Consider the following 20,340-nt stretch of genomic DNA (forward strand, 5'->3'; position numbering starts at 1 on the left):
AATGAAAAATTATAAGTTTAATGTTATTTTGGGCATAGCTTCGGGAATTATATTTATTTTGCTTATTGTTTTCACAAATGGGTGGATGGATTTAATTCATCAAATGAAAAACTTACAAATTCAGTGGATAATTATAGCGTTTATTGCCATGGTGTTATATTGGGTTTTTGAAGCTAAAACATTGCAGTGTATTGTACTTTTAATGAAAAAAGACTATAAATTTAAAAAAGCATTTCAAGTTACTATGATAGGTCAATATTTTAATTCAATTACCCCATTTGCATCTGGGGGACAGCCAATGCAGCTATATTCACTTACAAAACAAGAATTAGGGGCCGGTAGTGCTGGATCAGCGCTGATGATTAAATTTATTATTTATCAATCAGTATTAACTATATATTCTTTAATCCTTATATTTTGGAAGGCAAGTTTTTTCAAAGCAAAAATGAGCAATTTATTTTATTTAATAGCCATAGGATTTACAGTTAATGCTAGCGTAATTGTATTTTTAGTTATATTTTCAAAATATCGAAAATTAACACATAAATTAATAACAACCTTTTCTAAAATATTAAATAAATTTAAATTGGTAAAAGATATATCAAAGTTAGAAACACGTATTAACGACAATTTAGACCAGTTTCATGATAATATGGAGATAGTAAAACATAGTAAGGCAATGATAGCTAAGGCTGTTATTTATACGATATTTCAACTAACAATAATTTTTAGTATACCTTATCTTATTTATCTTAGTTTTGGAATGAGAGGTGCTAGCATAGAAAGTATGATAGCCGGGACTGCATTTGTAATGATGCTAACAGCATTTATACCCTTACCTGGAGCCGTTGGTGGAGCAGAGGGCGCTTTCTTTATGTTTTTTAGTTTGTTTTTTGTAGCTAATAACATAATGGCTGCTATATTGTTATGGAGATTAATTACATTTTACTCTTGTATAATTTTCGGATTTTATGCGTTTATGAAGAATTAAGTACAACTCATTAAAACATATTAAAAGAAGGTTTTTACAAGAAAATTATAGTGTTTAAAGGGGGCCGATTATGAATATCGGGATTTTTACTGATGCTTATTTTCCACAAGTAAGTGGAGTTGTTACTTCTACTTTTATATTGAAAAATGAGTTAATTAGACTTGGACATAGTGTAACCATTATTACAGTTGCACACCCAGATGTAGAAGAAGAAGAGGGTATAATGAGATTGCCTAGCATACCATTTTTTCTTTTACCTTCTCAAAGAGTTGGGATGATATATTCGCATAAAATTATGCTTAAAATAAAGAAATTGGATTTAGATATTATACATACACAAACAGAATTTAGTATAGGGCTATTTGGAAGAATAGTTGCTAAAAAATTAGATATTCCTGTAGTTCATACTTATCATACTATGTATGAGGATTATATGCACTATGTATCCAGGGGCATAATGATTAAGCCCGTTTCGCAAATTGCTAAGAAGGCAAGTAAACTATATTGCAGGGATTGCAGTGCCATAATAGTGCCAACATTAAAGGTGAAAAATGCGTTACATCAATACGGATTATTAAGACATATAGATGTAATACCTACGGGAGTTGTCATTGAACCTTTCAAAAGAAGTAATTACAATGAAGACCTTATAGAAGAGGAAAAAAGATCTCTTGGAATAAGCCAAACTGAGCCAGTTGTATTATTTATCGGACGCCTTGCAAAAGAAAAAAGCGTAGATATCATTATAAATAGTATGAAAGAACTAGTTATGAAAATACCAAATTGTAAACTTCTGGTTGTAGGTGATGGACCAGAGCGTGAAAATTTAGAAGCTTTAGTTGCTGAGCTGAATATTGAAAAATCTGTAGTATTTACAGGTGAAAAACCTTGGGCAGAAATTGGTAGGTACTATCAAATGGGAGATGTGTTTGTAGGAGCTTCACTAACTGAAACTCAGGGATTAACCTTTACAGAAGCTATGGCGGCACAAATCCCTGTGGTAGCTAAGTATGATAAAAATTTAGATGATTTAATTAAAGATAAAATAAATGGAAGAATTTTTTATAAAGATGAAGATTTAGCTGGAATATTGTTCGAAGTTTTAATGAATAAAGAAGAATGTGCCACTATGGTGAAAAATGCTTATGATGGTATAGAACCATTATCTTCCAAGTACTTTGGGGAAAGTGTGGAGAAAGTTTACATGGAAGTTGAAAAACAAAATTGTATGTTACAAAATCAAAAGGTAACATAATAAATTTTCAAATAATAGAGCTGCTTTATGCACGAGGGTCATTAGTTGTATGGGCAGCTTAATAATTTTATAAATAAACATTTCTAAAATACTATTTTTGTAATATAATAGATTTAAAGATGGTTTTAATATGAGGGGATGTAGCTCAGTTTGGGAGAGTACTTGGATGGCATTCAAGGGGTCGTGGGTTCGAGCCCCATCATCTCCACCAAAAAAAACATGCATAGCGTTTGGAAAGATTATTATATTCTAATAAATAACAAAATATCTAATAATATAAGTTTATAAAACTATATTATTAGATTTTTTTTGTTTTTAACGACATGTTAAGGAGAGTGTGTATTGGAATTGACCCCAATTTTACATCAAGATGTTAAATATTTGAAAATTATATTAATAATATGTATAATTAAATAGGTTGAGATAGAACAAAATAGAAATAATGGAGGTAAAAGGGATGACGACACAGGTCATTATTGTAATTATTCTTTCATTTGTTATGGCAGTTATAGCTACATTGGCATATGCTGTAAGAATTGTAGGGGTAAGAACAAGGAGAATAGCGGTTTCATTTGCAGTTTTTAATATTTTTGCATTGATATCTAGAACTGCATCTACAATACAAGGGCCATTATTAAGCAAAACTATTGAAAATGGAATAAAACAGGGTACAGCAGGTGATATGCTAGGTGTTTTTAGATGGATTTTATTAGCACAAACAATGGCAACAATTACAGGGGCACTTTTAATACCTACATTTATAAAAGTTTTTAGCAGGGCGGTCGAATCTTTTAGTATTCACCGTTCTATGCCTAGACTTTTGTTACATGGGTTTTCTAAATCAGGAGTAGAACAATTTAAGAAGAGTATTACTAAGCCTCAAAAGGATAATTTTGCACAGCTAAAGAGTTTTAGAAAAGTACCTAAGAAAATAATTATTGTAAATTTAGTAGCTTTTTCAATTTCAACTGTGGGCGTTTTAGCATCATTGTATGCGGGATGTTTAAATCCAGACTTAAGAAGTACTTGCATTACATTATCTTCTGTTATCAATGGAGGGGCTACTTTATTGATGTTTATATTTGTGGATCCATTTGTTTCTATGTTAACTGATGATGTTATAAGAGGCGAGTGTTCACAGCTAGAATTTGATAGATGTATAATTTTTATTGTAGGGGCATTAATAGCCGGTACTATATTAGCTCAATTAGTGTTAGTTCCTGCGTCAGAAATAATTGGATTCATTGCAAGAATTATATAATAATTTAAATGCATTAAAGCATATTAACTTCAGTAATCTTTGGATCAGCACTTATAATAAAGTTGGATTAGATAAATAACTTAATTGTCCCACCTAAAATTTACGAACAAATACTATATTATCAGATATTTTTTTATATTTATTCTATAATATTTGTTTTTTTGGTACAATGAGATAAATACAAAAGAAATGGAGAAAATGAAAATGAAAATACTTTATTATGATTGTTTTTCAGGTATTAGTGGAGATATGAATTTGGGAGCATTGCTAGACTTAGGTGTAGATGAGAAATATTTAATAGAGGAATTAGATAAGCTAAGGCTAAATGGATATGAAATAAAAGTATCAAGAGGCATTAGAAAAGGCATAGAGGGAACTAAGGTGGATGTAATGCTGCAAGAGCATAATCATGAACATTCTCATGATGAAAATGGAGATGGACATTTACATGGACATATGAGTAATAATCATAATCATCATGACCAGCGAAATCTTAAAGACATTGAGAAAATCATAGATTGCAGTGAGTTGTGTTCTAATGTCAAGGAATTAAGCAAAAAAATGTTTATGAAGGTTGCAAAGGCAGAAGCGAAGGTTCATGGAAAACCATTATATGAAGTTCACTTCCATGAGGTAGGTGCAGTAGATTCTATTGTAGATATAGTGGGAGCGGCTATATGCATAAATCATTTAAATGTTGATAAAATAATGAGTTCTTCAGTGGAGCTTGGTGGCGGGTTTGTTAAATGTGCCCATGGAATTATACCAGTACCAGCACCTGCTACTGTAGAAATTTTAAAGGGTATACCAGTAAAACTTGGAGCTGTACCCTTTGAAACTACAACACCTACTGGTGCCGCAATTATTGCAGTTAATGTTTGCGAATTTAAAGATAATAATAATTTCACTGTAAATAAAATCGGCTATGGTATAGGTAACAGAGATACTGAAATTCCTAATGTATTAAGAGTAATGCTCGTAGAAGAGAATAATTTGTCTAATACTCATAAGGTAGAAAATGAAGAAAAGGTATTTGAAGAAATTGTGGAATGTAACATAGATGATATGAATCCAGAGTTATATGAGTTCATCATTGATAAGCTATTTAGTGAGGGTGCGTTAGATGTATATTTAACTCCAATTATAATGAAAAAGGGCAGACCGGGTGTGAAAATAAGCGTTTTATGCAGGTCAGCTAAATTAGAAAAGATGAAAGAAGTCTTATTTAGAGAGACGACTACCTTTGGAGTAAGGAGTTTTAAAGTAAATAAAACCATGCTCCAAAGAAAATTCACCAAAGTAAACACTTCTTACGGTGAAGTTACAGTTAAAGAGGCTTATTACAAAGGTGAAAAGATAAAAAGTAAGTTAGAATACGAGGAGTGTAAGAAAATAGCTGAAGATGGGGGAATATCCTTAAGAGAAGTATATAAGAAATTAAGGGATGAGACTAAAGCGGAGAGTCTTTAAAGTCGATATTCTCCTGACTTAATTAGCGTTACAATAAATATACTATAGTAAAAAAATTTAACAATTAAATTTTAAATAAACTCTTTTTTCTTAGAGGATGCGAGCAAAAGCATTTTAGCAATATATACTTTTAGTTAGAGCATCCTTTAAGAAAAAAATCTTATTATAAAAAAATATTGGAGGCAAATATGTTAAAACAAAAATACGATAATTTGATAAGCTACTTAAAGAAGCTTGGCAGTGTTGCCGTTGCATTTTCAGGAGGGGTGGACAGTACTCTCTTGCTGAGAGTTTGCAGTGATGTACTTAATGAAAATGTTCTAGCGATTATGGTAATAGCTCCTTATACACCTAAATGGGAAGTTGAAGAAGCTAAGGTTTTGCTAAAACAGTTTGGGGTTAAATATAAATTTATTGAAGTGGAAATGATTGATGAAATAAGATTTAGCCCAAGAGATAGATGCTATATTTGCAAAAATGCTATTTTTACTAAAATAAAAGAAGAAGCCAGTGCTCAGGGAATATATAATGTTTTAGATGGCACTAATTTTGATGATACTAAAGATTATAGGCCGGGACTCAAGGCGCTAAAGGAATTAAATATAATAAGTCCTCTGTTGGCAAATGAATTTACGAAAGCTGATATAAGAGCTTTATCTAAAGAACTTAAGCTGCAAACTTGGAATAAGCCTGCTTATGCATGTCTTTTGTCAAGGATACCCTATGGACAAGAAGTAATTGAGATAGAACTTGAAAGAATAGAAGCTGCTGAGGTATATTTAATGGGATTAGGCTTTAGTGGGGTTAGAGTTAGAAGTCATGATGATTTAGCAAGAATTGAATTGCCAAAGAAGTATTTTGATAAGATTTTAAATGAAAAAAGCTTAGAGGAAATCTCAATTAAGCTTAAAGAACTTGGATTTAAATATGTAACATTAGACCTAGAAGGATATAAAATGGGAAGCTTAAATTAAAAAAGGTGGGGAATATATGAATTCAGAACAAACCAAGGAATTTCTGAGGTCCATAAAAAGTGGTGATATATCTATTGAAGATGGTGTAGATAAATTAAAAGATTTGTCCTATTCAGATTTAGGATTTGCAAAAATAGATAATCATAGAGAGCTTAGAGTTGGGTACCCAGAGGTTATATATTGTGAGGGAAAGACTGTGGAGCAGATAAAGGGCATAGTTAGTTTAATGCTTACTAAGGATGTAAACATTCTTGGCACAAGGGCATCGCAGTTAATGTATGAAGGAGTAAAAGAAATATGTGATGATGCACAGTACAATGAGCTTGCAAGAACAATTGTAATTAAAAAAAAGGAAGTAGAAATTTCAAGTACCTATATTGCATTAGTAACAGGAGGAACTTCTGATATACCAGTAGCGGAAGAAGCGGCTATTACAGCAGAAATTTTTGGAAATAAGGTTGAAAGAATTTATGACGTAGGGGTAGCTGGTATTCATAGATTATTTGAAAATCTAGATGTTATTAGGCGCGCTAGGGTAGTTATTACTGTAGCAGGCATGGAAGGCGCTTTAACTAGTGTGGTAGGAGGCCTCGTGGATAAACCAGTTATAGCTGTCCCAACTAGCGTAGGCTATGGAGCTAGTTTTAATGGCCTTGCTGCGCTATTATCCATGTTAAATAGTTGTTCAAGTGGAGTTAGTGTTGTTAATATTGACAACGGCTTTGGAGCCGGATATTTAGCAAGCATTATTAATAAGTTATAATCATGATTTAATTTTTATAAGGTGTGGATTACGCTTATTCTAAAAATGGGGTATGAAGCACCTTTTTTACGTTACCAAATTTAACTTATTATAAAGATAAATTATAATCGTGATGGTGAAAGAATGTAGGAGTCTGTTAGCGAATTCTCTACTATCAGAACAGCCTACATTCTTTCACCATCATGGAGTGATTATATAGAGTTAGAATTATACACACTCTCATAAGCTTTAAGGGTATTAATTGCCGTATTCTCCCAAGAAAATTCACTTGCTCTTTTTAATCCCTTATAGCTCAATTCTTCCCTTAACTTATCGTTACTTAGCAAGCTTCCTATAGCTGAAGATATTTCTGAAATATCATAGGGATTTATTAAAATCCCTCCATCTCCAACGACTTCTGGAATAGAGGTAAGGTTAGATGCTATTACAGGAGTGCCACAATTCATTGCCTCTAGAGGAGGGAGTCCAAAGCCTTCGTAAAAAGAAGGATACACAAAAGTATCACAAGAGTTATAGAAAACGGGTAAATGTTCTTCTGGTACAAAACCAGTAAAAATAACATTAGAGTCTATATTCAATTCATTTGTAAGCTTTAGAAGCCTTTGGCTGGAATCCTTATAGCCACCTACAATAACTAAATTATAATTTTTGTTTAAATCTTTATATACTTTAGAAAAAGCAGTCAAGACGGAAGCCACATTCTTTCTTTCACTAAAACCACCTAGATAAAGTATAAATGGATCTGTTAAATTATACACATCCTTTAGAAAATTCTTGCAGAGGACTTTATCTAAAGGTGCATATTTTTTATCTGCAGCTAATGGAGTTACAAAAATCTTGTTTTCATTTATAGGGAAAAATTTAAGAATATCTCGCTTTGAAAATTCTGACACAGTTATTATTCCATCAGAACCACCTACGATTAAAGGCATCTCTTTTAGAAATTTTAGCAAATATCCTTTTCCTACAGTTTCTGGCATAACGTATGGAATTAAATCATGTATAGTGATTATTTTTCTGCAAGATATTTCATCACAAAAACCTATTCCATTTTGCGGCATATGATATATGTCTATTTTTTCCTTTGATAAGTTGGCTGGAAAATAGTGATCTTCAAAGAATCTTTGATGTTTTTTAGAGGTCATTATTATTTTGCAGTTTTCTTTTTTTATACTTTCATAATTATTACCTGACCAATAAACATTGTAGTTATTGACAGAATCTATGTTAATTAAATTTTTAAGTACATTTTCTGTATAAGTTCCTATACCAGTGCCACTATAGAAATTGATGCCTCTAGCATCAATTCCAATTCTCATAGTATTCACTCCTTAAAATTATTAGAAAAAAATGTATTCATAATTATATTATCTCATTTAAAAGATAATATATATTAATATATTATTTCAACTTAAGAAGTGTGCTATTTGCCTAAAGATAATTGTGCACAAATTATTCAGTGTGTTCATATACTACAATAGAACAATATTCGGAGGCATGCACTTGGAAATCCAGGAATTAAAGGATTTAGTAAAAGACAACTATTCCCTTTGTATTAATAATGTAGAGAAAATAAAAAATGTTTACAGAATAGAGACTGAAAATGAGATGTATTGCTTGAAAGTCATTAATTATGACTTTAAGCATTTTTTATTTATTATTGGTGCAATAAAACATTTACAGGGTAATGGTTTTCAAAAGATACCTCAAATTATTGCAACTATTGATAACAAGGACTATATAGCGCTTGAGAATAAATATGCTTATTTAACACCCTGGTTAAATGCAAGAGAATGCAATTATGATAATCCTGTAGAAATAAAATTATGCACCTCAAAGCTTGCAGACCTTCACAAAAAAAGTTTAAATTTTAAAGTTACACCTGATATGAACCCTAGAATAGGATGGCTCAAATGGATAGAAACTTTTAAAACTAGACAAAGGGAAATACTAGATTTCAAAAGAAGGATAAATGAAAAAGAATACATTACGGAATTTGATAAAAATTATTTAATAATAATGGAACAAGAATTGGCGCGGAGCAGTAGATCAATAAATAACTTATATAAAAGTGAATATATAAATAAAATGAAAGAGGAAATTAAACATAGGGGATTATGTCACCATGATTATGCTCATCATAATGTATTAATAGAAAAAAATGGACGCGTGAACATTATTGATTTTGATTATTGTATCTTAGACACTCATTTACATGATTTAAGTAGCCTGCTTATAAGAAGAATGAAAAATGGCAAATGGAGCCTAGATAATGCACTTTTTATAATGGACGAGTATAATTCTATAAATTCAATATATAAAAGTGATATAGATGTAATGGCAGCATTTATGGAATTTCCTCAGGAGTATTGGCAAACAGGAATCCAGTATTACTGGGAAAAAAAAGACTGGGGAGAAGAGTTTTTCTTAAAGAAACTTGAAAAGATTTATGAGGATAGGATAGATAGGCAAATTTTTATTGAGAAATTAAGAAAAATAAATTATGGGAGGTAGTATTGTGGGAAAAAGCAAAGATGATATGTACATGGAAGAAAGCGAAATGGAAATCATGCAGCCGCAGGAATCAACTGTAGAGGAATATGATATGAGACTTGACAACATGAAGGAGGAGGTTAAGAACCTTAAGAAAATACGAAAAAGACAAAAAAAACTTAGAGAGTTAGAATTAGAACAAAGAGAAATAATAAAGAAGATGGACAAAAATTATAAAAAGAATAGATAGTAAATTAATAGATCTAATTAGAGGTGGTGCCAGTGACAATAAGCATCTATAATGATTTTTCTGACTATATGGTGTTTAAAGGTATTAAAAAGGTAGATGCAATTGAATTTAAATATAAAAATATAGATGTAGACATAACTGAAGGATTAGTAATGGAGCAGTTCCGTGCGATTTATGATTTTCATCAAAAATCTTTGGGGTTTAATGGATATCTCAGGAGTAGGTTAAATAACAATACAGGGAAAATAATAGAAGAATATAAAATTTACATTAAAAAGCTGGCTTCTGATATAAATAACATTAAAAGAGATGAACCTAAAAATTCCTTTGAAAAATTAATTATTAAATATGGAGAAGGAGCTATAAAAAGGGGGGAAGAATGTATAAGAGAAGTATATCAAATGGACTATATAGGAATTATATCAAGAAGTATGAAGAAAACAGAAATATGCTTAGGAAATACAGATTTTCAAAACCTCCGAAAGAACGATTTTACTTATGTGGTTAGTTTTAAAGATTGTAGTTATAACATGGTGGAAATGGATTGTTTTATTTTGCTTAGTAAATTAAGAAGAAAAGGGGCGCAGCTTGATTTCCAAAGACTTGCTCGTGAATTCTGTTATATCGAAGGATTAGATGCAAATAGCTCAGAATTTCTAATAGCTTTAATTTCTTATCCACATGAATTTATGAAATGTTGCAATAAATATAGAGAAGGTAAAAATAAAGATCAGGAGGACAGGTTTTCTAAAAAGCTTTTAAAAGCCTTAACTCAAGATGGAGATTCCTTGTTTTAAATTAGAGAGGTCATAATAAAAACACAATATTTATTATCAAAGTGATAAATAGTTACAAAGGTATGATTTAAAGAGGTGAGGACATGTTAGACGTTAGATATAAAGATAAGACTTATTTAAGTAAATATGATTTAGACGTAAATTTATTTACCGAATTTGATTTATTGGTGAGCGATGTTATTCCAGTAAGGAAAGTATTTATTCTTAATACCGATAAAGGTGATAAGGTTTTAAAAAAAGTGAGCTACGGTGTTTCTCGACTTGAATTTATTAATTATGGTATTGAGTACATTAAAAACAATAATTTTAGTAGAATTATTGAATTCGAAAAGACAAAAAATAAACTTATATATGTTCCTTGGAAAGATGATATATATTGTATCATGAATTTAGTGGAAGGGAGGGAGTGTGAATATAGCAATCCAGTAGATGTTATGTTAACATCTAGAGCACTCGCTGAACTTCACAGGGCGTCGGAGGGGCTTATAAATGAAGAGGCCTTTGAAATGCTATTAGTAAAAAATCAAAAGCGGTATTTATGCGGTAGGATAATAAAAAATTTTAATGAAAAGTTAAGGGAACTTAGGTTTTTTAAAAGTATAGCGACGCTATATGAGAATAAAAATGAATTTGATTGTATATTTTTAGAACATGAAAAATATTATGAAGATAATATAATACAAAGCATAAAAATTTTGGATGGATCAGAGTATTTCAATTTATGCAGGGAAAAAGAAAAAATTGTATTTTGTCATCATGATTTGGCTCATCATAATATATTAATTAATATTGAGCAAGTATATTTCTTAGACTTTGATTATGCGGTGGTAGATTTAAAAATACATGATATTTGTAATTTTATAAATAAAGCCATTAAAAATTTTGCCTACGATATAGAAAAATGCCATAGCATTTTAAATGAATATATATCAGTAAATCCATTAGATCATAGGGAACTAGAGGTATTGTACGGTATGCTTAGCTTCCCAGAGGATTTTTATAGTATAGCAAGGGATTATTACACAAGGAAAAAACAGTGGAGTGAAGAGGTGTTTCTAAGCAGATTAAAAAGCAAAGTGGAATGCAGAGAAAATAGAGAAGAGTTTTTAGAGAGCTTTAAGAATTACTATAATTGTTAGCTGAAAATCCCCATATAGTGTTAAATATACTATATGGGGATTTAAAATTGCAGTACCGCAGGCGATGATTTAATAAGGCATCTTCATAAAACAACTAGTCACATACTAGCTGTTTTATGAAGATGAGAGGTAGTGTTATTTATTCAATAATATATTTTCATAAGCTTTTAGAGTATCTGCAGCGGTATGTTCCCAAGTTAGAGTAGAGGCTCTTTTTAAGCCTTTAGTTATAAGAGATTGCCTTAAGTTATTATCAAGGAGACCATTATACATTTTTTCACTTAAGTCAACAATATCATATGGATTTACAAGCAGCGTTGAATCCTTAACTATTTCTGGAATAGAGGTAACATTGGAGGCGATTACAGGCACGCCACAAGCCATTGCTTCAATTGGAGGTAATCCAAAACCTTCATAAAAAGAAGGATATACAAAGAGCTCACAAGCATTATACATGAAGGGGATATGGTCCATAGATATAAATCCTGGGAAAATAACACTATCTTCAATATTCAGCTCTTGTGCTCTTTTTTTATACACATCGTAAGATTTACCTTTGCTACCTGCAATGACGAGTTTCATATCTTTTTTTAATTTTGGTAAAAGGATGCTAAAAGACTCTAGAAGTCCAATAATATTCTTTCTAGGACTAAATCCTCCTATATATAGAATATAGTCTCCAGATATAGCGTAATTCTTCTCGATAATGGATTTACTAAGAGTTTTATCATAGGGTTTATAAATACCTTCACTAGCTAAATAAGTAACAAATATTTTTTCTTTTGGAAAGTTAAAAGTTTCAGCAATATCTTGTTTTGAATATTCAGATACAGTAATTATTCCATCGCACAGGGAAATAATATTGGGCAATTTTTCCTTAAAAATTTTTAAATATTGCTCGCCCACTGTTTCTGGCATTTTATAGGGAATAACATCATGCAACGTAATAACGAAGGGACAGTCTTTGTTTTCAGGTAATCCAATGCCATTTTGAGGAACGTGATATATGTCCATATATTTGTCTATTAATGGGTTAGGAATATTCACCTCATTCCAGAAGTTATTTTGATTTTCTTGTTTAATATTTTTTATGTGAAAATTTTCACTAAAAGGTATTTCAAGCATACAATCATTTGGTACAAAAAGCGAATAATCATTATAATTGTCTATTTTATTTAAAGAGTGAATTAGTTGGTAACAATAAGTTCCTATACCAGTTCCCCTGTACCATTTTGCAGCTCTTGCATCGATTCCAATTTTCATTTTAAGACTCCTTAAATACTGATTAATATATGAATATACTTTATTATATTAAAAGAAAGCATAAATGTTATTAAAACATATAAGAATATATTCTAAAAAAAAATATTAGTAATATAAATTATAAGGGGAGGGGATGAGTAACATGATGAGGGAATTTGAAATTGAAAGACAATATGGTATTAAAATAGAAAGTATACGTCCCAACAAGGGAGTATATCTTCTAAAGACAGACGACGGAGCTAAATGTCTAAAGAAAATTAATTATGGAACACAAAAACTTTTGTTTGTATACGGAGCTAAAGAACATCTTGTAAATAATGGATTTGACAAGGTGGATAGATATTTTTTGAATACTGAAGGAAATCCTTATGCCTTAGTTAATGAAGATATTTACACACTATCAAGCTGGATAGATGGTCGCGAATGTGATTTTCATAACGAGGAGGATTTAATTTCCGCTGCAAAAAAATTAGCTTATATGCATATTGCATCTAAGGGATATGAACCACCAGAAAATAGTAAACTAAAAACAGATCTTGGAAGATGGCCACATTTAATGGAAAAAAGAATAAAGTCTTTTGATAAAATGAAAGACATGATTAGAAAAAAGAAAAATTTTAAAACTGATTTTGATATTAATTACATTAAAAGTGTGGACGCTCAAAAGGAACTCGGCAAAAGAGCTATGGCAATACTCGATGATTCATTGTACTTTGATATATGTAGGCAAACAGAAGAAGAAAAAGGCTTTTGCCATCATGATTATACACATCATAATATTATTATTGATAAAAATAATGATGTTAACATAATTGATTTTGATTACTGCAAAAGAGAAGTGAAAGCATTTGATTTATCTAATTTTTTGATTAAAGTGCTTAAAAAGCAGGATTGGGACATAAAATATGCTGAAATAGTACTCCAGGCATATAGTAGTGTAAATCCTCTGTTAGAAGAAGAGTATCGACTTATATATGCATTTTTAGTATTTCCACAACGTTATTGGAGGCTTTGTAATAGATATTATTATAATGAAGTTACTTGGATTCAAAATACCTTTAACAAGAAGATGGAGGAGTTAATTTCTGAAAAAGAAAAGTGTATGGCATTTATTGAAGAATATAAGAAAGTCTTCAATCAGAGGTAGAGTACATTATGCTGTAAATATTATGCATACTATATATTAAAGTTATGTAGATATAATGTTTACATAACTTTTTTACTTTCACCTATTAACTATATTTTCATAATATATATTACAAGCTTAATATGGAGATGATATTTTGAAAATAGGAGATATTGTAGTAAGAAAATCTTACGGTGGAGATATTACATTTAAAATAATAGACATTATGTCCGTAAGTAATAGGTCGGTGTATTTACTTAAGGGAATAAATTTAAGGATTGAAGCAGACTCTTTAGGTGAGGATTTACAATTAGTATCAGAAAATAAAATTGGTGAAATTGACAAGGTCTTTAATAAAAAAGTAAATGCAGCTATTAAAAAGGTATTAATGAGTAGGATTAAAGGAACCAGAGGGTCCACCATAGATATTAATGGTAAAATGAAAGATATACAGTTAAAACAAGAAAAATACAAAGAATACAAAGAATATAAAAACAAAGAAATGGTTTTTGGAAGACCAGGAAAAATACTACATGTTGATGGGGATGCGGAATATCTAGAGGTTTGCCTAAAAACTTATAAACAGTTATCTTTAGATGCTGTAGGAAGAGTAATATCAGAAGTAAATCAACCAAATGAAATAGTAAATTTAGTTAAAGAAGTTAAACCAGATATAGTAGTAATTACGGGGCATGATGGTATGGTAAAAGGAATAACTGATTATGTAAATTTAAATAGTTACAGAAACTCAAAGTACTTTGTAGAATCTGTTATAGCTCTTAGATCTTATAATAGTAACTATGATGATTTGGTTATATTCGCAGGAGCATGTCAATCTTGTTATGAGGCGATTTTAGATGCGGGTGCTAATTTTGCTTCTTCTCCAAATCGTGTCTTAATCCATTGCTTGGACCCTGTTCTAGTAGCGGAGAAGATAGCCTATACAAATATAGAAAATGTTGTAGCCATAGAAGACGTTATACAGAACACTATAACAGGACTAAAGGGTATAGGCGGATTACAAACTAGAGGTAAATATAGAGAGGGATTTCCTAAGTCTCAGTATATATAGCTTAGGCAAGGAATCCTCAAGAAATACATGCATATTGTTTTTAACGCCTGAATGAACTCCCATATTTTGTATGGGAGCTTTGTTTATAAAACTGAATATATATATAATTAAAGGAGATACTATTAAGGTTAGTATTTAAAAGGTTACGCAATTTTAATGTATTAGTGTATTATAATGTGAAGATGCATAAAACAGAGAAAAATCAATTCACTGTAGAATAATCTATAAAAATGTACTTTGTTAACATATAATTAACATTGACAAAATTGTTATATTAGTGATAAAATAATAAGTTTGCTTGACAAATATAAATATACCGTGTATAATATAAAATGTGGAGAGAAGGTGTTTACTTGGAACAGATAAATGTACTGACTTCAATAAAAGATGAAATTGAAAGTCATGTTGGCGAAAGAGTAACATTAAAAGCTAATGGTGGAAGACGAAAGATTCTTGTAGATAATGGAGTTATTGAAAAGACCTATACAAGTATTTTTGTTATTAGATTAGAAAATGACACCCGCAGAACCGTGACATATAGTTATTCAGATGTTTTAACAAAAACAGTTCAAATAGTTTTTGCAGGATAAAACGATACTGTACCTCGGTATCGTTTTTTACATTTATAAATTAGCAGGGCACATATTATTTAGATATATTCCGTTATTAATAATGGCGGATATCTAAATAATATGTGCTTTTTTTTATTTTAACGACATTTCAGCTGCGCAATGATGATTTAATGTAAAATTATGATGAATTTTGTAATACGAATAAAAACATGGAATATCATATTTTCCTTACTACTTCTATATATATTAATAGTAGGTATTTTAAGAGGGTAACAATTCATAAGTGTTGCCACAATAGAAATACAAGGAGGTATAGTATGGAGATAAATTTAATAAGAGAAAATATAGAGTATGAACAACTGCTAGGAGAAAATACTGCGGATACTGTAGTAAAAGAAGAATATGTAATTCCGGATACTCATCCAGACGTTAGAGAAATTCTTATGTTAGATGTTAAGGCCGTTATAAACTCTAAAGAAATAATTGAAGATAAGGTATATTTAGAGGGGCAACTTCAATATAATGTACTTTATATTTCAAAAGATCAAGAACGTACTGATGTGGAAAATGTTGTATATAGTTCCAAATTTTCAAATACAATAGATATAATGGGCGCGATGCCTGAAATGCTTTGTGATGCTGAGTGTTTTGTAGAACATATGGAGTGTAAAATAGTTAATGAAAGAAAAATATGTCTAGAAGGTATTTTGAAATTAAAATCTGAAGTGTATAAAAGTTTTAGTTTCCAAATAGTTAAAGATATCGAAGCTGTAAAGGATGTTCAATATTTAAAAAATCCAACTAGCATAGATAAAGTTACAAAGAGTTTTAATGGAGAGCTTATTGGTAAAGGCAATATAAAAGTTCCAATGGACAAACCGGAGATTGCTAAAGTTATAAAATATGATGTTAATATTCACAAAAAAGAAGTAAAGTTATTTGACGGAAAAATTCAAATCAATGCTTTTGCTTGTATTAATATGATGTATAAGGGGAAAGACAGCAGGGAATTGTTTTATATCGAGCAGGAAGTTATGTTAAATAAAGAGTTGGATTCCCAAGATGTAAATCCTTATATGGACAATTATACAGACTTTAGGGTAGATGCTATGGGATTTGACATTAAGGAAGATGATTTAGGAGAAAAAAGAATTGTTGATGTAGAGTTTTTGATAAAAACCAATACAAGGGCTATGCACAAAGAAGAAGTGGATATGATTGAAGATGTTTATTCACCAACTACAAAGCTTGAGATGGATAAAAAAGATTATGGACTTAATGTAATGCAAGGACAATTATTAACTGAGACCTTAGTTAAGGGAGATATAGAATTAAATAATACTATGGCAAAACCTAGCAAGGTTATTATGTGTAATGCTAGCGTTTGCGTAACAGACAAAAAAGTCATTGAGGATAAAGTTATAATTGAGGGTATAATGAATGTAACCGTACTATATAGAAGCGATGATGAAGAAAAATATCTTTCTGCTGTGTCAGAGGAGATTCCTTTTACTTGTGGGGCAGAGATATTAGGCACTAAGATAAATATGAGCAGTGTGTGTAAGGTAACACTTGAAAATATAAATGCAGATATTGAGGTTGGAAATATAGCAATTAGAGCTGTGGTAAAAGTATATACAAGAGTAAATTATATGGTACAAAAGAAATTTTTAGTTGACGTTTACCCAATAGAGGCCGAAGTACCTAAGAAAAAAGCTAGTATTACCATTTATGTAGTTCAATCTGGCGATACTTTATGGAAAATTGCTAAAAAGTATAATACTACAATGCAAGAAATTGCAAGGGTTAACGGAATAGAAGAGCCTAATGTTATAAAAGTTTCACAAAAACTTATAATACCGGGTAGAATAATTATATAGGCACATTTTAATAAATAGCAAGTCAGTATACTAGTATATTTGACTTGTTATTTATTTTACATGTGCATTATTTAAAATTATATGTAGCAATATTAAATTTGTTGTAATATACTAATTTTATTAACAATATTTCACAAGGAAAAGCTAATCTTATATAAGTCTCTGAATTCCTAAGGAGGAATAAACAGTTATTCATTAATTAAGCGGCTTTAGTGGATTCACAATAAAGAGTTGGAGGAAAATCATGTTAGTAAAAGCTTATGGAAAAATAAACATATCTTTAGATATAGTAGGTAAAAGAGATGACGGATATCATTTGCTCAAAATGATTATGCAGAACGTAGATTTATATGATTCTATGTCCTTTCAAAAATGCGATAAAGGTATTAATATAAGCTGTAATAAACCTTACATACCTACAGATGAGAAGAATTTAGTATATAAAGCTGCAAAACTTTTTATAGACACTTATAATATTAGTGAAGGTGTAAATATATATCTCAAGAAAAATATTCCAGTAGCTGCGGGTATGGCAGGTGGAAGTGCAGATGCAGCAGCTGTTTTTAAAACATTGAAACAGTTATTCGAAGTAGATATAGACGACAATGAACTTATGAAATTAGGTGTCAAGATAGGCGCAGACGTCCCTTATTGTATAATGGGAGGAACTGCACTGTGTGAAGGGATAGGGGATATTATTACCCCGCTGGCATCTTTTAAAAACCAAATTTTAGTATTGGTTAAGCCTAATTTTGGAGTATCCACCAAAGAGGTTTATAAAAACTTAGATATTAGTAAAATCTTTAAGCATCCAAATACAGAGGCGTTAATAAAAGCTATGGAAGAAGAGAAATTAGAAGATGTATGTAACAGTATGAAAAATTTACTTGAAAATGTTACCCTTAGAAAATATCCAGTTCTCAAAAGAATAAAAGAGGATATGATTAGAATGGGTGCAATGGGAGCAATGATGAGCGGCAGCGGTCCCACAATATTTGCTTTCTTCGATGATATGTTAAAAGCTCAAAGATGTTATGATAAATTTAAAACTCAATATAAAGAAGTATATATAACAAGAACCATCTAAAATTAGTTTTACAGTAAAATATAAGAACGTGGAAAAGCATTTGTGCTTTTTTACGTTTTTTTATTTTCCTGTGCCTAAGTGAATATTTTCTGCAAGTGTCGTTAAAACTAGCTTAAGCGAAGTGAAATCAATTTGCTTACGTATAAAGTTTTATAATTTATTTTTTTACTAATTAGAATAAAGCAGGGAGAAAAATAATGAAAATTTTAGACATATTTGATGTATATTTTTTAATAATGATGGTGATACAAGGTTCAGTTGTACTTACGGTGGACGCAAGAAGTTTTAAAAAATTAGGTAATGACTGTATTAGTAAAAAAGCACGCATCTTAGGATTTTTAGCAATTATTATAGCTGTTATTCTATTTATACTAAGGGTTATATTCTAATGACATTTCAGGTGAGGATTTAATCGAATTTAAGCGCCTAATGTAATGATTTAAATTAATGCAAATTTTACATATATAAGGATGTGAAGCAATATGAGAGAGATAATTGATGATAAAATTCAGCTTGAAGCTGAAAAAAACATAGAGTACTTGAAAGAACTTTTAAAAGATAACTCCGATGTGATTTTTAGAACTTTCAATGTAGGAGATTGGAAAGCTGCAATAGTTTATATTGACGGAATGGCAGATAAACTTCTATTAGACCATTATGTTTTAGAGCCATTAATGTTATGTTCAAAGGGAATAGAGAAAACGAAGCAAATAAAAGACAATATACTTTCAGTGACTGATATGCACGAAGTAAAGAAATTAAGTGAAGGAGTTAATGCAGCCCTTTCAGGGGACACATTAATGTTTATAGATGAGTTAAACTGCGCTTATGTTATTGCAACACGTTTTTGGCCTGTTCGAGGGGTAGGTGACCCGTCTGGTGAAACGGTAATTAGAGGAGCACGAGACGGATTCACAGAAACTGTAAGATTTAACACTGCTTTAATAAGAAGGCGAATTAGAGATACAAGGTTAAGAGTTAAACCTAAAGCTATAGGAGCTAGATCTAAGACTGACGTGGCAATTATGTACATTGACGATATAGTCAATAAAGAAGTACTAGAGGAGCTAAATCGGAGGGTAGATAAAATAAACATTGATGCAGTTTTTGATTCTGCTTATATTGAGCAGCTAATAGAGGATAATAAATATTCTCCCTTTCCACAAATACAAAGTACAGAGAGGCCAGATGTAGTAGCGGCGGCGCTGTACGAAGGTAGGGTAGCGCTAGTTGTAGATAATTCTCCCTTTGTAATTATTGTTCCAGCAACCTTGCCTAATTTATTTCAGTCCCCTGATGATTATTATCAAAGGTGGATGCATAGTTCTATGGTTAGATTTATTAGGATACTTTCTATATTTATATCTCTTACTGCACCGGCACTTTATGTAGCAATCACATCTTTTCATACAGCTATAATACCTACTAAATTAGCCTATGCTATAGCAGCTTCTAGGGAAGGAGTGCCATTTCCGGCATTTGTAGAAGCTATAATTATGGAATTGTTTTTAGCTCTTCTTATGGAGGCTGTTGTTAGGTTGCCAAGGCCTATTGGAGCAACTATTGGTATTGTAGGAGGCCTTATTATAGGTCAATCTGCAGTGAGTGCAGGAATAGTTAGTCCCATTATGATAATTATTGTGGCAATTACCGCTATTACTACATTTGTAACTCCTAATTATGAAGTTACTGCGGCTTTTAGACTTGTGCGATTTTTCCTTATTATCGCTTCGGCGATTGTAGGTTTTTATGGGATAGTGATGGGGCTAATTGTAATTCTCATTCATCTAGTTAGAATGAAAAGTTTTGGAATACCTTATTTAGCACCAATGGTGGATACTAATATTGCGGATTTAAAAGATATGTATATTAGAGCGCCAATATCTCAGTTAAAAGAAAGGCCTAAATACATGAAAACTGGAGATAAGGTAAGACAGAAATAATTCG

Annotated in this window: 19 protein-coding genes and 1 tRNA gene; 18 read left to right on the plus strand and 2 right to left on the minus strand. The window is 30.8% G+C overall.

What is annotated here, in order from left to right:
- Position 1 precedes the first annotated feature (1 nt).
- From ACREV6_RS24640 to larB, 7 genes are all read left to right on the plus strand, one after another.
- Positions 2-991 carry a lysylphosphatidylglycerol synthase transmembrane domain-containing protein gene (locus tag ACREV6_RS24640; protein ID WP_431580691.1) on the plus strand — a complete coding sequence of 330 codons (990 nt, stop codon included), beginning with the start codon at positions 2-4 and terminating at the stop codon, positions 989-991.
- Positions 992-1,061: 70 nt separating this feature from the next.
- On the plus strand, positions 1,062-2,246 hold the full coding sequence (locus ACREV6_RS24645; protein ID WP_431580692.1) for a glycosyltransferase family 4 protein: 1,185 nt from the start codon (positions 1,062-1,064) through the stop codon (positions 2,244-2,246).
- A 134-nt stretch (positions 2,247-2,380) separates the two neighbouring features.
- A tRNA-Ala gene (locus tag ACREV6_RS24650) sits at positions 2,381-2,457 on the plus strand.
- A 246-nt stretch (positions 2,458-2,703) separates the two neighbouring features.
- Positions 2,704-3,507 carry a lipid II flippase Amj family protein gene (locus ACREV6_RS24655; RefSeq protein ID WP_431580693.1) on the plus strand — a complete coding sequence of 268 codons (804 nt, stop codon included), beginning with the start codon at positions 2,704-2,706 and terminating at the stop codon, positions 3,505-3,507.
- Positions 3,508-3,711: 204 nt separating this feature from the next.
- Positions 3,712-4,977 (plus strand): nickel pincer cofactor biosynthesis protein LarC, encoded by a 1,266-nt coding sequence (gene larC, locus ACREV6_RS24660; protein ID WP_431580694.1) that lies wholly within the window; start codon positions 3,712-3,714, stop codon positions 4,975-4,977.
- A gap of 188 nt (positions 4,978-5,165) precedes the next feature.
- Entirely contained in the window at positions 5,166-5,951 is a 786-nt protein-coding gene (gene larE / locus ACREV6_RS24665) for an ATP-dependent sacrificial sulfur transferase LarE (protein ID WP_431580695.1), read from the plus strand.
- A 16-nt stretch (positions 5,952-5,967) separates the two neighbouring features.
- The gene (larB, locus tag ACREV6_RS24670) at positions 5,968-6,714 is read left to right on the plus strand and encodes a nickel pincer cofactor biosynthesis protein LarB (protein ID WP_431580696.1); all 747 of its coding nucleotides are present in this window, start codon (positions 5,968-5,970) and stop codon (positions 6,712-6,714) included.
- A 191-nt stretch (positions 6,715-6,905) separates the two neighbouring features.
- Here the strand turns inward: larB and ACREV6_RS24675 are convergent, their stop codons facing one another.
- The gene (locus ACREV6_RS24675; protein ID WP_431580697.1) at positions 6,906-8,033 is read right to left on the minus strand and encodes a glycosyltransferase family 4 protein; all 1,128 of its coding nucleotides are present in this window, start codon (positions 8,031-8,033) and stop codon (positions 6,906-6,908) included.
- A gap of 184 nt (positions 8,034-8,217) precedes the next feature.
- On the opposite strand from ACREV6_RS24675, the gene ACREV6_RS24680 reads away from it, so the two are divergent.
- The 4 genes from ACREV6_RS24680 (at position 8,218) to ACREV6_RS24695 (ending at position 11,393) form a co-directional block, all read left to right on the plus strand.
- A complete protein-coding gene (locus tag ACREV6_RS24680) occupies positions 8,218-9,228 on the plus strand; it encodes a CotS family spore coat protein (protein WP_431580698.1) in 1,011 nt (336 codons plus the stop codon).
- Between the two features lie 4 nt (positions 9,229-9,232).
- Entirely contained in the window at positions 9,233-9,457 is a 225-nt protein-coding gene (locus ACREV6_RS24685; RefSeq protein WP_431580699.1) for a hypothetical protein, read from the plus strand.
- 32 nt (positions 9,458-9,489) lie between these two features.
- A complete protein-coding gene (locus tag ACREV6_RS24690) occupies positions 9,490-10,254 on the plus strand; it encodes a hypothetical protein (RefSeq protein ID WP_431580700.1) in 765 nt (254 codons plus the stop codon).
- Positions 10,255-10,337: 83 nt separating this feature from the next.
- The gene (locus tag ACREV6_RS24695; RefSeq protein WP_431580701.1) at positions 10,338-11,393 is read left to right on the plus strand and encodes a CotS family spore coat protein; all 1,056 of its coding nucleotides are present in this window, start codon (positions 10,338-10,340) and stop codon (positions 11,391-11,393) included.
- Between the two features lie 135 nt (positions 11,394-11,528).
- Here the strand turns inward: ACREV6_RS24695 and ACREV6_RS24700 are convergent, their stop codons facing one another.
- Entirely contained in the window at positions 11,529-12,656 is a 1,128-nt protein-coding gene (locus tag ACREV6_RS24700) for a glycosyltransferase family 4 protein (protein ID WP_431580702.1), read from the minus strand.
- Between the two features lie 142 nt (positions 12,657-12,798).
- Here ACREV6_RS24700 and ACREV6_RS24705 point away from each other — a divergent pair, with 142 nt between their 5' ends.
- From ACREV6_RS24705 to ACREV6_RS24735, 7 genes are all read left to right on the plus strand, one after another.
- A complete protein-coding gene (locus tag ACREV6_RS24705) occupies positions 12,799-13,803 on the plus strand; it encodes a CotS family spore coat protein (RefSeq protein ID WP_431580888.1) in 1,005 nt (334 codons plus the stop codon).
- A gap of 136 nt (positions 13,804-13,939) precedes the next feature.
- The gene (gene yabG, locus ACREV6_RS24710) at positions 13,940-14,854 is read left to right on the plus strand and encodes a sporulation peptidase YabG (RefSeq protein WP_431580703.1); all 915 of its coding nucleotides are present in this window, start codon (positions 13,940-13,942) and stop codon (positions 14,852-14,854) included.
- Positions 14,855-15,186: 332 nt separating this feature from the next.
- The gene (locus ACREV6_RS24715) at positions 15,187-15,444 is read left to right on the plus strand and encodes a Veg family protein (RefSeq protein ID WP_431580704.1); all 258 of its coding nucleotides are present in this window, start codon (positions 15,187-15,189) and stop codon (positions 15,442-15,444) included.
- A 299-nt stretch (positions 15,445-15,743) separates the two neighbouring features.
- Complete coding sequence (locus ACREV6_RS24720; RefSeq protein ID WP_431580705.1) at positions 15,744-17,306, plus strand: DUF3794 and LysM peptidoglycan-binding domain-containing protein; 1,563 nt, start codon at positions 15,744-15,746, stop codon at positions 17,304-17,306.
- 244 nt (positions 17,307-17,550) lie between these two features.
- On the plus strand, positions 17,551-18,393 hold the full coding sequence (gene ispE / locus ACREV6_RS24725; protein WP_431580706.1) for a 4-(cytidine 5'-diphospho)-2-C-methyl-D-erythritol kinase: 843 nt from the start codon (positions 17,551-17,553) through the stop codon (positions 18,391-18,393).
- Positions 18,394-18,590: 197 nt separating this feature from the next.
- Positions 18,591-18,782 (plus strand): CLC_0170 family protein, encoded by a 192-nt coding sequence (locus tag ACREV6_RS24730; protein WP_431580707.1) that lies wholly within the window; start codon positions 18,591-18,593, stop codon positions 18,780-18,782.
- Positions 18,783-18,875: 93 nt separating this feature from the next.
- The gene (locus tag ACREV6_RS24735) at positions 18,876-20,336 is read left to right on the plus strand and encodes a spore germination protein (RefSeq protein ID WP_431580708.1); all 1,461 of its coding nucleotides are present in this window, start codon (positions 18,876-18,878) and stop codon (positions 20,334-20,336) included.
- Positions 20,337-20,340 lie beyond the last annotated feature (4 nt).

Origin of the sequence: Clostridium sp. (assembly GCF_050717515.1) — a bacterium.
Classification (GTDB): Bacteria; Bacillota; Clostridia; order Clostridiales; family Clostridiaceae; genus Clostridium_AD.

Coding starts and splice junctions, on each gene's coding strand:
- ACREV6_RS24640 (WP_431580691.1), top strand. CDS start 2: ATGAAAAATTATAAGTTTAATGTTATTTTGGGCATAGCTTCGGGAATT.
- ACREV6_RS24645 (WP_431580692.1), top strand. CDS start 1,062: ATGAATATCGGGATTTTTACTGATGCTTATTTTCCACAAGTAAGTGGA.
- ACREV6_RS24655 (WP_431580693.1), top strand. CDS start 2,704: ATGACGACACAGGTCATTATTGTAATTATTCTTTCATTTGTTATGGCA.
- larC (WP_431580694.1), top strand. CDS start 3,712: ATGAAAATACTTTATTATGATTGTTTTTCAGGTATTAGTGGAGATATG.
- larE (WP_431580695.1), top strand. CDS start 5,166: ATGTTAAAACAAAAATACGATAATTTGATAAGCTACTTAAAGAAGCTT.
- larB (WP_431580696.1), top strand. CDS start 5,968: ATGAATTCAGAACAAACCAAGGAATTTCTGAGGTCCATAAAAAGTGGT.
- ACREV6_RS24675 (WP_431580697.1), bottom strand. CDS start 8,033: ATGAGAATTGGAATTGATGCTAGAGGCATCAATTTCTATAGTGGCACT.
- ACREV6_RS24695 (WP_431580701.1), top strand. CDS start 10,338: ATGTTAGACGTTAGATATAAAGATAAGACTTATTTAAGTAAATATGAT.
- ACREV6_RS24700 (WP_431580702.1), bottom strand. CDS start 12,656: ATGAAAATTGGAATCGATGCAAGAGCTGCAAAATGGTACAGGGGAACT.
- ACREV6_RS24705 (WP_431580888.1), top strand. CDS start 12,799: ATGATGAGGGAATTTGAAATTGAAAGACAATATGGTATTAAAATAGAA.
- ACREV6_RS24715 (WP_431580704.1), top strand. CDS start 15,187: ATGTGGAGAGAAGGTGTTTACTTGGAACAGATAAATGTACTGACTTCA.
- ACREV6_RS24720 (WP_431580705.1), top strand. CDS start 15,744: ATGGAGATAAATTTAATAAGAGAAAATATAGAGTATGAACAACTGCTA.
- ispE (WP_431580706.1), top strand. CDS start 17,551: ATGTTAGTAAAAGCTTATGGAAAAATAAACATATCTTTAGATATAGTA.
- ACREV6_RS24730 (WP_431580707.1), top strand. CDS start 18,591: ATGAAAATTTTAGACATATTTGATGTATATTTTTTAATAATGATGGTG.
- ACREV6_RS24735 (WP_431580708.1), top strand. CDS start 18,876: ATGAGAGAGATAATTGATGATAAAATTCAGCTTGAAGCTGAAAAAAAC.